Annotated in this window: 9 protein-coding genes (1 of these 9 only partly in view); 3 read left to right on the top strand and 6 right to left on the bottom strand. The window is 57.8% G+C overall.

The genetic code is table 11. The features are described from left to right. Both ACTG1K_RS23925 and ACTG1K_RS23920 read left to right on the top strand, forming a co-directional pair. On the top strand, nt 1-987 hold the 3' portion of the coding sequence (locus ACTG1K_RS23925) for a benzoate/H(+) symporter BenE family transporter (RefSeq protein WP_440006905.1). It extends 189 nt beyond the left edge of the window; the window shows 987 of its 1,176 coding nt (coding positions 190-1,176); its start codon lies beyond the left edge, outside the window; it ends in the stop codon at nt 985-987. A gap of 122 nt (nt 988-1,109) precedes the next feature. Next, nucleotides 1,110-2,174 (top strand): DUF3103 family protein, encoded by a 1,065-nt coding sequence (locus ACTG1K_RS23920; protein ID WP_425854706.1) that lies wholly within the window; start codon nt 1,110-1,112, stop codon nt 2,172-2,174. 69 nt (nt 2,175-2,243) lie between these two features. Here ACTG1K_RS23920 and metF read toward each other — a convergent pair whose 3' ends face one another. Then, on the bottom strand, nt 2,244-3,134 hold the full coding sequence (gene metF / locus ACTG1K_RS23915; RefSeq protein ID WP_005340191.1) for a methylenetetrahydrofolate reductase: 891 nt from the start codon (nt 3,132-3,134) through the stop codon (nt 2,244-2,246). Between the two features lie 329 nt (nt 3,135-3,463). Between metF and ACTG1K_RS23910 the strand changes: the two genes are divergently transcribed. Then, on the top strand, nt 3,464-4,264 hold the full coding sequence (locus ACTG1K_RS23910) for a GNAT family N-acetyltransferase (protein WP_330125708.1): 801 nt from the start codon (nt 3,464-3,466) through the stop codon (nt 4,262-4,264). A 74-nt stretch (nt 4,265-4,338) separates the two neighbouring features. Here the strand turns inward: ACTG1K_RS23910 and ACTG1K_RS23905 are convergent, their stop codons facing one another. From ACTG1K_RS23905 to uvrA, 5 genes are all read right to left on the bottom strand, one after another. Then, a complete protein-coding gene (locus tag ACTG1K_RS23905) occupies nt 4,339-5,808 on the bottom strand; it encodes an ABC transporter substrate-binding protein (protein WP_257688022.1) in 1,470 nt (489 codons plus the stop codon). An 8-nt stretch (nt 5,809-5,816) separates the two neighbouring features. Continuing rightward, on the bottom strand, nt 5,817-7,796 hold the full coding sequence (locus ACTG1K_RS23900; RefSeq protein WP_005341553.1) for a HAMP domain-containing methyl-accepting chemotaxis protein: 1,980 nt from the start codon (nt 7,794-7,796) through the stop codon (nt 5,817-5,819). Nucleotides 7,797-8,019: 223 nt separating this feature from the next. Continuing rightward, nucleotides 8,020-8,634, bottom strand: coding sequence for an OmpW family outer membrane protein (locus ACTG1K_RS23895; protein ID WP_440006778.1), 615 nt, complete (start codon nt 8,632-8,634; stop codon nt 8,020-8,022). A 458-nt stretch (nt 8,635-9,092) separates the two neighbouring features. After that, on the bottom strand, nt 9,093-10,766 hold the full coding sequence (locus ACTG1K_RS23890) for a diguanylate cyclase (RefSeq protein WP_440004675.1): 1,674 nt from the start codon (nt 10,764-10,766) through the stop codon (nt 9,093-9,095). A gap of 121 nt (nt 10,767-10,887) precedes the next feature. Beyond that, the gene (gene uvrA, locus ACTG1K_RS23885; protein ID WP_005356491.1) at nt 10,888-13,716 is read right to left on the bottom strand and encodes an excinuclease ABC subunit UvrA; all 2,829 of its coding nucleotides are present in this window, start codon (nt 13,714-13,716) and stop codon (nt 10,888-10,890) included. Between the last annotated feature and the right edge of the window lie 116 nt (nt 13,717-13,832).

Here is a 13,832-nt window from a genome sequence, read left to right as displayed (position 1 = left end):
ATACCCATACTAACCGCCTGGTCCACACCGGGCGCGGCACTGCTGATCACCACGCTGGGCAACTTCACTCTGGCGGAAGCCATCAGCGCCTTTGTGATCTCGTCCCTGCTGATCACTCTGTGTGGCATTAGCGGCTGGTTCAACCGTTTGATGAAACATATCCCGGCTCCACTGGCCGCCGCCATGCTCGCTGGCGTGCTGCTCAGATTCGGATTGGATCTGTTCAAGGTCGCCCCGCAAGATCCCTTGCTGCTTGGCACCCTGCTGCTGGCCTTCCTGCTGGGTCGTCATCTCTGGCCCCGCTATACCATGGTGTTGGTACTGGGAGTGGGGATGCTGATCTGCAGCGTGCGGGGGGATTTGCAAATGGGCACCCTTCACTGGCAACTCGCCAGCCCGGTCTGGACATGGCCAGCCTTCTCCCTTGATGCTCTGTTTGGTATCGCGCTGCCGTTGTTCATTGTCACCATGACATCGCAAAACATGCCGGGGATTGCCATCTTGCGAGCCCATGGCTATCAGCCTGCCACCTCCTCGCTGATCAGCTGGACTGGCCTGACTGGCCTGCTGCTCGCCCCTTTTGGCGGTTATGCCTTCAATCTGGCCGCCATCACTGCCGCCATTTGCATGGGCAAAGAGGTCGACCCGGATACCAAGCGCCGCTGGCCTGCTGCGGTTTGGGCGGGTTGCTTTTATCTTGTGACCGGCTGCTTCGGCGCAACCGTCGCGGCCCTGTTTAGCGCCTTTCCGGCAGCCCTTGTCACCTGCGTCGCCGGATTGGCCCTGCTAGGTACCATCGGCAGCAGCCTGCACTCTGCCTTGCAACAGGATGAAGCGCGAGAAGCTGCGCTGCTCACTTTTATCATTACCGCGTCCGGGATCAGCCTGCTCGGCATCGCGGCAGCCTGCTGGGGTCTGCTGATTGGTCTGGCTATCTATCAGTTCCAATCATATCGACAAAGGAATCAATTGAACCTCAAACCGTGAACCTCTGCACACTATCCAGATAAAATGATTCACAAGTGAAACTAATTTCCTTCTAGTGGTGCCAGGGCACCAATCTTCCCGGACATGGTGCCCTGTCAGGTTCCATGCAACGGAGAATAAAAATGAAAAATCAGGCTGTCTTGTTACTACTGGCCATACTGGGTGCCACGAGCGTCCAGGCTGCCGATACGGATCGAGAGCTGGCTCGCCAGCTCGCACTTCAGCAGAAAAACCTGCTGCCCCTACTGAGCAATCAGCAATACCAGAGCCCGCTTCCCAACCTGCTGCAGAAGGCCAGCCCGCGCCTTAAGCGGCAGGCGACCGATGCCAACCAGGCGGCCATCAGCCGGCAAGGACTGGATGGCGAGGTCAAGCAACTGATGCAGTTGCGACTGGCCAACACCGATCAGGCCGCAGCACTGCAACAGGGGGTCGAACCGCTGGTCGCCTATGTTCCTAGTGGGGATGAGAAGAGCTGGAGCGCCATTGAAGCGTTCGATAGCGCTGGCAATCCCGTCTATCTGGATGTGGACAAGGCACCGGCCCGGCCGGTTCTGGTAGTCGAAGCCGATCCCGTCAAAGCCAAAAACGCAGGCTTGAAGGTGATGCGCAAGGCGCTGGCCGATGCGGATCTGCAAAGCGCTCCACAAGTGGCGGCCAGCACGGCGCCACTCAAGACCAGTATCCTGAAAAAGATCAGATTGAAGGATGATCAGGAGCCCTGGCTGCTCGGCGCAGCCGAAGTGTATGCGGTGGTCGCAGGGGTCAATCCCAGCCGGGATGAGCCTGTGGTCGATATTGTCGACATGCCCTACCTCGACTATGACAACACAGACTACACCCCCAACCAGATCCTGGTTTACTGGGATCGCTATCGCTGGGGTGCCGTCGATGTGGTGATGATGGAGCAGGATGACAACGTCAACTACAAGGAGCTGAGCGCCCTGCTGATTGAAGCTCTCAAACTCGGCTTTACCGCGGGTGGCGTGCCGGAAGCCCTGCCCTTCCTCGATCTCGGCGGTCGCATCGTCAAGGCACTGCCCGACTCATGGATGACCAACAACGACGACTATCTGGATACCTTCTACACACTGGAACAGGATCAGGTCTATCGCCAGTATCCGGGGGCTGCAGGTAATGCGGTTATCGATCTTGAGCCAAAAGAGATCGCCCCGACCAGACCTTGATAATCGGCCATAACGAAAAAGCCAATGAGCAACTCATTGGCTTTTTGCTTTTATCGCGGTGACCACCGGTCAACCCTTGGGACGAACCCCCAGAGTATGGCAGATGGCATAAGTCAGCTCGGAGCGGTTCAGGGTATAGAAGTGGAAATCCTTCACCCCTTCCTGACTCAGCACGCGCACCTGATCAATGGCGATACTCGCCCCCACCAGATTACGGGTCATCTGATCGTTATCCAGTCCCTCGAAACGCTGATGCATCCAGCGCGGGATCTTCACGTTGGTAAAACCGGCAAACTTGGCCAGGGTCTGGTAGTTGGAGACCGGCAGGATCCCCGGCACGATTTCGGCATCGATGCCGATGGCGGCGCAGCGATCCCGGAAGCGCAAATACGTTTCCACATCGAAGAAGAATTGGGTGATGGCACGGTTGGCACCGGCATCGATCTTGCGCTTGAGGTTGAGCAGGTCGGATTGCGCACTCTTGGCCTCCGGGTGACCTTCCGGATAGGCGGCAACCGAGATATCGAAGTCCGCCTCTGACTTGAGCAGGGCAACCAGATCGGTGGCATACATATCCGGCTTCTCCAACCCCTGCGGCAAATCACCGCGCAGAGCCACGATGTGACGAATACCGCTGTTCCAGTAATCGCGGGCGATGGTGCGCAATTCGTCGCGGCTGGCATCGATACAGGTCAGGTGAGGCGCCGCAATCAGGCCGGTCCGCTCCTTGATGTCCTTGATCACCTTGTGGGTGCGATCACGGGTGCCGGAGTTGGCGCCATAGGTGACGGAGACGAACTTGGGTTCCAGCACTTTCAGCCGTTCGATGGACTGCCAGAGGGTATTTTCCATCCCTTCACTATTGGGCGGAAAAAACTCGAAACTGACCGATATATCGCCATTCAAATCTGCCAAGCTCTGGTTGAGCGCCTCAACCTGACGTGCACTGTGAAATCCCATCTGCTCTTCTCCCTGTCCTGCAATCCATCTGCCTACGTCAAAACGGATGTTTGGACGTCTAAACGTCTTTATATTTATGAGCAAAACGACACAAAGTCAACAGGGATTTACCTCACATCCGATCTGACGAACTTCATATTTACAAAATTAACGGTACGTAACCGAAAAGTGCCCATCCCAAAATCGCCCCAGTCGAGTTATGATGGGGGCAGATCGTCCTGGACGTTCTGAATCTGCGTGTGATTGTTTGGCCGGAGGTTTCTCCGGCCCCTTTTCATCTATTTCCCACTCCTGCCGATAACAGAATGAGTCTTTGCAGGAGCACCATCATGGATACCCACCCCGGCTTTGCCACCGACTTGCTGTTTGATCGCTACCAGGGCGAGGTCATCCAGCATGAGCAGTTTTGGGCGGTTCGCACGCCGGATGCTCCCGACTACTACTTCGGCAACTACCTGCTACTCCCCACCCCGCCCAGCGACCATGACAAAGGCTGGCTGGAAGCCACATTTGATCAGCTGATCGGCCAGGATCCTCGAGTGCGCCACCGCACCTTCCAATGGCCACTAGCAGCCGGGCAAAACAGCCGGATCGCCGGTTTTGTCGCAACGGGATACCAATATATGGAGTGCGTGGTGCTGGCGCTGGATGAGCAGAGCTGCCCACCCCCTCACGACGACATGAACAAGGTTAAGGCGCGTACTTTCACCACTGCTGATTGGCCTGAGTGGCTCGACTTCGAACTCCATGAGCGGGATGAGGGACACTCGGAACAGAGCTATCTCCCCTATCTGCGATCCCGCCAGGCGCTCTATCAGGCCATGATTGCCGATGGTCTCGGGGACTGGTGGGGGATCTGGAAAGAGGGACAACTGGTCGCCAGCTGTGGCCTCTTCTTCTGCGGCACACTTGGGCGCTTCCAGTTGGTACGCACGCACCATGCGTGGCGCAACCAGGGGTTATGCCGCCAGCTGCTGAGTCAAGTGGCTCGCGCAGGATTATCCCGCGCCAAGCAGCTAATCATAGTGGCTGACGAGCATTACCATGCCCAGCGCATTTACCGCTCTCTGGGGTTTGCCCCGGTTGCCCGCATCGGCAGCCTCTGCCGCTGGCCCCACGAAGCACAATAAAGCGATACATACTGGCCACGAGCCATAAAAAAAACGGGAGGCTGATACCTCCCGTTTTTATTGATGCCGATGACCTATTGCTGTGGCTGCTGTGGCGCCTCCAGCTCGTTGGAGAGCGCCTGCTCCACCTCATCCGACGGCGCCGGTAATGGGGCAGCGGCCGCTGATGCGGGTTCTGCGGGAGTCACAGCCGGTGACACCACGGCCGATGTTTCACTGGTCGCGGGAGCTGCGGACACCTCAGTCGTCGGCGCCGAAACAGGAGCAGGGGCAACCGCATCACACTGACAATCCGCGCTCTTGGCCTTATTGCCCTGATGAGGGGCATACCAACCCTTCAAGCCACCTTCCAGTCGATCCGCGGCAGCCTTGGGCTCCATCTTGCCAAGCAGCACAGCCTGACTCACCTCTGCCAGTTCATCCCCCAACTTGGGCGTACCACGGGAGAGGATCTGGGTCGCCACCCGAATGGTCGAGTCACACTGATCGCGCCACTCCATCATCTCTTTGGCCGCCGGATTGGTGACATCGAAAAAGTGGTTGGAGAGGGAGAAGAATCCCGGCAGCGAGTTGGTATAGAGCTCGGCAAATTGCGGCGTCGTCAGCCATTGCAGGAAGGCCATTGCACCCTCTTTGTTCTTGCTGGCCGGATTCATCCCCATACCGATATCGGTGTGGTCGGTAAAGAAACAGCCATCACCCTGTTTGGCCACCGGCGGACGCATGACGCCAAAATCGACCTTGCCGGTGAAGGGGGCAATCTCCCAGGAGCCCGCCACGTAGAAGGCGGCCTTGCCCGAAGTGAACAGCTCGTTACTGGTCGCATAATCGCGGCTCTCGCCACCTTCACCGAGGTAGGAACGCCAGCGGGCCAGCTCGTCGAACACCTTCACATATTGCGGGTTGTCCAGCCGCTCCTGCCCGCCGATCAGTGCCAGACGGCCGTCCTCCCCCTTCCAGTAGTTGGGGCCAATGTTCTGGAACCCCAGTTCGGAGGCAACCCAGCTCTCGGAACCACTCATGGCCAGCGGCACATAGCGACCGTCGGCCTTGATCTTGTCCAGCACGGCGAAGAACTGATCGCGGGTTTGCGGCAAGGTGAGTCCCAACTCACTGAAGATCTTCTTGTTATAGAAGAAGCCATGGATCACCGAGGCCATGGGGACGCAGAAGGTCTGGGCTCCGGAGTCAGTCTGCCACGGTGACTGGGCAAAACTCGGGAAGTTCTCCATCCCTGCCATTTCGGTCAGCTCGGCCAGATGGCCCGCCTTGAACAGGGCGAGCGAGTCATCAAACGGACGACAGGTAATAAGATCCCCCGCCTTACCGCCTTTCAGGCTCTCCCACAGAGTGGGCATGTAGTTGACGTTTTGCACTGGATGAAAACTCACCTTGATGCCGGGATGAGCCGCTTCAAACGCCGGGATAATCTTCTGCTCCCACAACGCCTTGTCATCGGTTCGCCAGCTTTCAATCACCAGCTCGCTGGCCATCAGCTGGCCACACAACAGGAGACTCAGGGCTCCAATCCACTTTTTAGACATAAGCCCTCCTAGACCTTGAAATGTGCGATCAATTGCTGCTGTTTGGCGACCAGGTCGGCCAGCACTTCGCTGCTGCTGGCGGATTCGCGCGCCTCCCGCTCGGTCTCGTATGCCACATCGGCAATACCGGCGATATGACGAGCAACCCCCTGACTGACGGAGATCTGCTCCTGAGCAGCATGGGCCACCTGATCCGCCATCGACTTGATGGCCCCCATCCGATCGGCAATGGATTGCAGCGCCACATCCATCTCGCGGGTCTGCTCGACACAGCTCTGGGTCTGCTCCTGGCTACGCCCCATCACTTCAACCACATGCTTGCTGGAGCTTTGCAGGTTCTCAATCATCCCCTGGATCTCTTCGGTCGAAGTCTGGGTGCGATTTGCTAGCGCCCGTACCTCATCGGCCACCACCGCAAAACCGCGACCGGCATCGCCAGCACGAGCCGCTTCGATGGCGGCGTTCAAGGCCAGCAGGTTGGTCTGCTCGGCAATACTGCGGATCACATCGAGAATGCTGCCGATGTTGTTGCTGAATTCCCCAAGTTTGTAGGTGATCCCGACCGCCTCTTCCATGGCGCCAGCCAGCTGCTCGGTGATCCGGCGAGTGGTGGCCACTTTTTGGCGACCATTGCGCGCCTCTTCATCGGCCAGATCTACTTCCCGCTTGGTGCCATCGGTAGAGCGGGCCACCTCGGTGGCGCTCACTTCCAGCTCGGTAATGGCGGCGGCCACCTGATCGGTCTGGCTCTTCTGCTCCTGTACCCGGGACATGGCCCGTTCGCTGATCTCGGCGGCGCGGCTCGCTTCATCCACCAGATGGCGGGAGCCTGCATTGATTTGAGAGAGCAGCTCGCCGGTCTTGCCCGCCAGCGTATCGATGGAGCGAGAGAGGCTGCCAAATTCGCAACTGCTGCGGTAGTTGATGCGGCGTGTCATGTCGCCGGCCGCCATGTAATCGAGCTCCTTGTTGATCATCTGCAACGGGCGCTGAATGCTGCGCGCCGTGGTATAACCGATCACCAGCGCCGCAGCGGCCGACATAGCGGCAACCACCAGGATCCAGAAGCTGGCACTGCTGACCGCCGCATCGGCGTTAATCCGGCTATCACTGGCGATGGCACCGGCGGACTTGCCCATCTCATCAAGCAAATTGAGGCTGTTGACCAGACTGGCATCCAGCTGCTGATTTTGCGTGGCCAGCGACAGCGCCAGTTGCTGAGCCTGACGCATGGTTGCCAGCAAGCCCTGAGCGCCAAGTGCCAGCTCCTGCATCCGATCGAGATTGGAGACAAACCGCGCTTTCACATCATCGGGCACCAGCACCCGCTCCAACCGCTTGCGGGCCATCTCGATGTCCTTGCTCAACACCTTTTCCAGCTCGTTCAGGTCGGTTTTGGCATCGGCACGGCGGATATTCTTCAGGTCGCGGGCGATACCCGAGGTAATAAGCTCCGCCTTGTTGCGCATGGAGCGCTTGCTGGCGGTCTGTTGCAGCAGCAAATCCGCCGCCCACTGGTAGGTATCCTCAAGGCGGATAAATTCCATCTCCAACTTGTGGCGCTGCTCCAGTGCACTGACCCACTGCCGATGCTGGGCCAACACCTGATCCGCCAAGCCATAAAATTGGGTGGTAGCACTCTCGACCTGCTGGAAGCGGGCACGAGCATCCGCTACGTCGGTAAATTTACCCATCTCCTGACTCAGCTGGGCGAAGCGGTTCTGCTGCTCCTTGAACTGATTGGCCAGCTGCGGCAACTGGGCGGCATCTTCACTGGTGCGGTAGACCAGCACCCAGCGGTTACTATCCTGCAGTGCCCCCTTGAGACCTGCGACAGCAACTACCAGCGGGGTTGCCCGATCAGATACGGCAGAGAGGCCGTCATTTATACCCTTGATTTTAAAGGTACTGATCACACCAAGCAGGATCAGCAACAGCAGCATCAACACGAATCCGGCGATGATCCGCTGCACGATAGATAAGCCCATGGAGACATCCTCACTCATTGGGGGGAAGGTAAAGTGAACATAGTCACTATCGGCAGGGGTGGCGAATAACTGAAATCAAGCGGCAGGTATTTAATTGATTTGTATCGGGTTGGATCACAGTACAGACAAAATCAGCCATACGAAAAAAGCCCGGCACAAGCCGGGCTGAAAGAGACGTACTTTGCTATCTTCCGCGGTCCGTTCAGAACCGCAATCAGAATCATTAGAAGCGGTAGCCAACACCCACCATAAAGGCCATCGGGTCGATATGCGTTTTGAAGGTGCCAACACCATCAACTTTAACATCTGTATCGATATCCATGATCCAGGCTGAACCGTTTACAAACCAGCGATCTGTAACCGCCATATCGATACCGACCTGACCTGCCAGACCCCAAGAGTCGTCAAGGCTGATATTTGCACCATCAAGTGCTCCCACCCCCTTCTCATCAAAGAAGGTGGTGTAGTTCACACCCACACCAACATACGGGCGAACCTTGCTCTGGGCATCACCAAAATAGAACTGGGCCATCAATGTTGGAGGCAGATGTTTAACCTTGGCAATCTCACCAAGATCGCGAGTACTCACTCGATGGGAGAATGGGGTTGCAGCCAGCAACTCAACACCCCAGTTGTCGGTGATCATATAACCGAGGGTCAGGCCAAGCTGTTGGTTGCTGTTAATCTCGAACTCACCGTGACCCGCCACGTCATCACTGCTCTCCTGAGGAGAAACGATGGCCAAACCACCACGAACCAGAATATCACCAGCCTGATGGGCCATGGCGAAAGGAGAGGTCACTGCAGCGGCAATCATCAGAGGAAGTAATTTTTTCATCACGTAATCCCTTTTTTTGTTTTCATTTGATGCTGTAAGCCCGCTGACTATATGCCCTTGTAAATGCAAAGTTATTGATTTGGAGCAAAGGTTGCACAGAAATAAATCGATTGGTGTGACATCTTTTTGCACCCTCCCAATCTCGTTGAGTCCCCAGACAACAAGCTGAAATACCTGTTTAGACAGGTTGTAACTACCCGCATCCAGCGCCAAAAGGAGCAAACAAACCACACCTTATTGCACGGCAGTGCGGCTATTAATTGTTGTTTATATGGGCAAATCAGCGTATTTTTTGCGCCATACAAGTTACTGGGAAGTAATGGTTTATTTATGAAAAATGAGTCGAAATGGCAAAAGGTGGGGGCCTTTCTCGCGGCCGTGTGGGGAATCGGATCCTTTCTCTTTATCCTGCTCGGTTTTATTGTCGCCCTGGCCTATCTGGTATTGGTACGGCAGGGTTAATCCGGGTTGACAGAGTGCAGCAGGGTGATATTCCCCCCTTCAGCAAGCTGCTCCGGAGTCTGGCCCATGCCCTCCGCAGAGAGGGTACCAGCGTAGCCACACCACCGATTTCGCCCGCCGACTTTGGCCTGATACAGCGCCATGTCCGCCAGTTTGAAGCTGTGACTCCAGAATGAATCCGGGTACTCCGGGTGCAACGGATAGCGGCAGAACCCCAGCGACACCGTCAACCAGAGTGGCGCATCCTCTCTGCCAAAGCGGTGCTGAGCGACACGCTGGCGCAGATATTCGACCCGCAACGCCAACTCTTGCTCGTCATCCACTTGTAGCAGCAACAAGAACTCCTCCCCACCCAGCCGGATGATAGGCTCGCGCTCTCCAGTCACCACCTTGCGCAGCAGATCCGCCAACTGTTTCAGCACCAGATCCCCGATGTCATGGCCAAGGCGGTCATTGATCCGCTTGAAATGATCCAGATCCAGCAGCAATAACAGACAAGGTTTGGCCCGGTTGGCCTGCAACCAACCATCGAGATAGCGACGATTGAAACAACGGGTCAAGGGGTCGGTGAATGCAGCCATCTCCATCTGGCTGGATTTTTCCAACAAATCATCGTGTTGCTGACTGACCTTGCTGGCCATCTCCTTGAACTTGCCGCTCAGGGTCGCCATCTCGGCGCTGCTGTCGATATAGGGGATCAAGGTGGCATCTGGCCGATCGCCAAAGCGTTGCAGCGCCGACACCAGCTGCTGCAACGGGGTGAGCACAATGCTGTTGAGCCGGTACATGGCGATCATGACGCAGATAAAACTGATAAACAGCATGCCGATAAAGGTCCAGAGCGCCCCCTCCATGACGCCACTCAAGATCTTTCTCTCCTCCTCAATCACCAGAGTCAGCACCGGCTGGTTATCGCTGTTGTGCAGTCGCACCTCTCCCCTGAGCCGGGTCAGCCCAAGGTCGATCAGACGATACGTTATTTGCGGTTTCAGTGGTTTGAAGGTAGCGGTGACATCCAGATTGGCGTGGGAAATCGCCAGAGGCAGCGCGGTACGCTCCGATACCTGCTCTAGATAGGCCTTGTCGAGCCAACGTACAACCAGCAAGAAACCGTTGAATGGTGCCGACTCGTCACTGTTTCTGATCGGCTGCCACGAGTACATCAGCGGCCCCCACTGGGAAGCACGGATCCCGTGCAGATTGATGCCCCCTTGCGCCACCGAGCGCGCCCTTAACTGCTTTTTCAGTTCATCAAGGAAGTAGGGAAACTGGTCCGGATTGATCCCCGGCGCATCGGGTAGCAGGGTGCGCGTCCAGATTTCGTAGCCGGTGAGATCCATGAAGCTCATCAGGTTGAGACTAAAATCCCTCATCGGCATATCACTGAACAGGTTGGATTCGATGTACGCCCTGCTTTTGTTGTCCATAAAACGGTGACTGTCATCCCAGATGCCCCAATCCCGACTGAATGCATCCAGAGCGGCCACATCCGCCTGCACCGCCTTGGTCACGCGCAGCAGATGCTCCTTCATTCGCTGCTCTTCAATCCGGCTGGCAGCCGGGATCTGGGCCCACGCCAGCAGGACCAGCAATAGCAGGATCGCCCCCAGCCAGATGGGGAACATGGAGTAAGCTAACTGATGATCAATCGTGCGCGGAGCCTGAGCCATAACCCGATATATCCATTACCATGATGCTGAGATGCCAAGCCTGCCCACACTTGACGAGCTTCCCCCTATGCTCCCGATTTTTATAACAAAAAGGGGCCAAAGGCCCCTCGATTATAACGGCTTATCGCGCCAATAGCGGTCGTAAAAAACGAGCTGTATGAGACTCTTTATTGGTGCAAATCTCTTCCGGCGTCCCCGTCACCAGAATGCGGCCACCACCGGCGCCGCCCTCCGGTCCCAAATCGACGATCCAGTCGGCAGTTTTTACCACATCCAGATTGTGCTCGATGATGACGATGGTGTTACCGCGATCCCGCAGCTGGTGCAGCACCTTGAGCAGTTGCTGGATATCGTGAAAATGCAGCCCGGTGGTCGGCTCATCCAGAATGTATAGAGTCTGACCGGTATCCCGCTTGGAGAGCTCGCGCGCCAGCTTGACCCGCTGCGCCTCGCCGCCCGACAAGGTAGTAGCAGACTGGCCGAGACGGATATAGGAGAGGCCCACGTCCATCAGGGTCTGCAGCTTGCGCGCCACTGCCGGCACCGGATCGAAGAACTCGCGAGCATCTTCCACCGTCATCTCGAGGATTTCGTGGATGTTCTTGCCCTTGTACTTCACCTCCAGGGTCTCGCGGTTGTAGCGCTTGCCCTTGCAGACGTCGCACGGCACGTAGACATCCGGCAGGAAGTGCATCTCCACCTTGATGACGCCATCCCCCTGGCACGCCTCGCAGCGGCCCCCCTTCACGTTGAAGGAGAAGCGGCCCGGCTGGTAGCCGCGCGAACGCGCCTCCTGGGTGCCGGAGAGCAACTCGCGGATCGGAGTGAACAAACCGGTATAGGTGGCCGGGTTGGAGCGCGGGGTACGACCGATGGGACTCTGGTCGATATCCACCACCTTGTCCAGATGCTCCAGCCCCTCGACGCTGCGATAGGGCGCCGGGGTGGACTCGGTGGCCTTGTTGAGCTCGCGATGAGCGATGCGGAACAGGGTGTCGTTGATCAGGGTCGACTTGCCGGAGCCGGAGACGCCAGTGACGCAGGTCATCACCCCGATGGGCAGATCAAGATTGACGTTGCGCAAGTTGTTGCCGCTTGCCCCCTTGAGTTTCAACCACTTGCCGGTGAGCGGCGTGCGCTCGGCCGGAATGGCGATCTGCTTGCGACCGGAGAGGTAGTCACCGGTCAGCGATTCCGGATTGTCGATAATCTGCTGGGGGGTGCCCTGCGCAACAATCTCGCCACCGTGTACACCCGCCCCCGGGCCGATATCCAGCACATGGTCGGCGAGGCGGATGGCATCCTCGTCGTGCTCCACCACGATCACCGTGTTGCCGAGATCGCGCAGATGGGTGAGGGTCTTGAGCAACCGCTCGTTGTCGCGCTGATGCAGACCGATGGAGGGCTCGTCCAGTACGTACATGACGCCCACCAGCCCGGCCCCGATCTGGCTCGCCAGTCGGATGCGCTGCGCTTCGCCGCCTGAGAGGGTCTCGGCACTGCGGGACAGGCTCAGGTAGTTGAGACCGACGTTCACCAGGAAGCCGAGCCGCTCGACGATCTCTTTCAAGATCTTCTCGGCAATCTGGGCGCGCTGGCCAGTGAGGTTAAGCCCCTCGAAGAAGGCGAGCGCATCGCCGATGGACTGCTCGGCGATGGCCGGCAGGTTGCGGTTGTCGACGAAGACGTGACGCGCCTCCTCCCGCAGTCGGCTGCCGCCGCAGCTGGTACAGGATTTGTTCGCGATATATTTGGAGAGCTCTTCACGCACCGAGTTGGATTCGGTCTCCCGGTAGCGCCGCTCCATGTTGTGCAGGATCCCCTCGAACGGGTGCTTGCGCACCACAACGTCGCCGCGGTCGTTCATGTAGCGGAACTCGATCTCGGTGCGACCGGAGCCGCGCAGGATCACCTCCTGGGTCTTGACCGGCAGATCTTCCCACGGCGTCTCCAGATCGAACTTGTAGTGCTCGGAGAGGGATTTCAGCATCTGGAAGTAGTAGAAGCTGCGCTTGTCCCAGCCACGGATGGCGCCGTTGGCCAGACTGATGGCCGGATCGCCGATCACCTTGGCAGGATCGAAATATTGCTGCACCCCGAGGCCGTCACAAGTCGGGCAGGCACCGGCCGGATTGTTGAAAGAGAAGATGCGCGGTTCCAGCTCCGACATGGAGTAGCCGCACTCTGGGCAGGCGAAGTTGGCGGAGAAGGTCATGGGGGTGACGCCCTCCTCCCCGTCCATCGGCACTACCAGCACTATGCCGCCGGAGAGGGTCAGCGCCGTCTCGAACGACTCGGCCAAACGCAAGGCAAGGTCCTCGCGCACCTTGAAGCGATCCACCACCACCTCGATGGTGTGCTTCTTGTGCAGCTCCAGAGTCGGAGGATCGGAGAGGTCGCACACCTCGCCGTCGATACGGGCACGGATGTAGCCCTGGGCCGCCAGATTCTCCAGCAGCTTGGTGTGCTCCCCCTTGCGATCACGCACCACCGGGGCCAGCAGCATCAGCTTGCTCCCCTCCGGTTGGGCCAGCACCTGATCCACCATCTGGCTGATGGTCTGGGCGGCGAGCGGAATGGCGTGAGTCGGGCAGCGGGGCTCACCGACCCGGGCAAACAGCAGACGCAGGTAGTCGTAGATCTCGGTGATGGTACCGACGGTCGAGCGCGGGTTGTGGGAGGTGGACTTCTGCTCGATGGAGATGGCGGGCGAGAGCCCCTCGATATGGTCGACGTCCGGCTTCTCCATCAGGGAGAGGAACTGGCGGGCATAGGCGGAGAGGGACTCAACATAGCGGCGCTGTCCCTCGGCATAGAGGGTATCGAACGCCAGAGAGGATTTGCCCGAACCGGAGAGGCCGGTGACCACGATCAGCTTGTCGCGGGGCAGGGTCAGATTGATGTTCTTGAGGTTGTGGGTGCGAGCACCCCGGACCACGATCTTTTCCATCTTGTTGCACGCTCGATACAGAAACCTGAGCGAGTCAGTATGGCATAGAGACTACTGGATGAATAGACAGGCATTATCTATCGCCGTTATCCTTTTTTACGATGGATAGCCCCTTC

The sequence above is a fragment of the Aeromonas sp. 102P genome (assembly GCF_051920345.1).
GTDB lineage: Bacteria > Pseudomonadota > Gammaproteobacteria > Enterobacterales > Aeromonadaceae > Aeromonas > Aeromonas veronii.
This window is presented reverse-complemented; position numbering and strand designations above follow the sequence as displayed.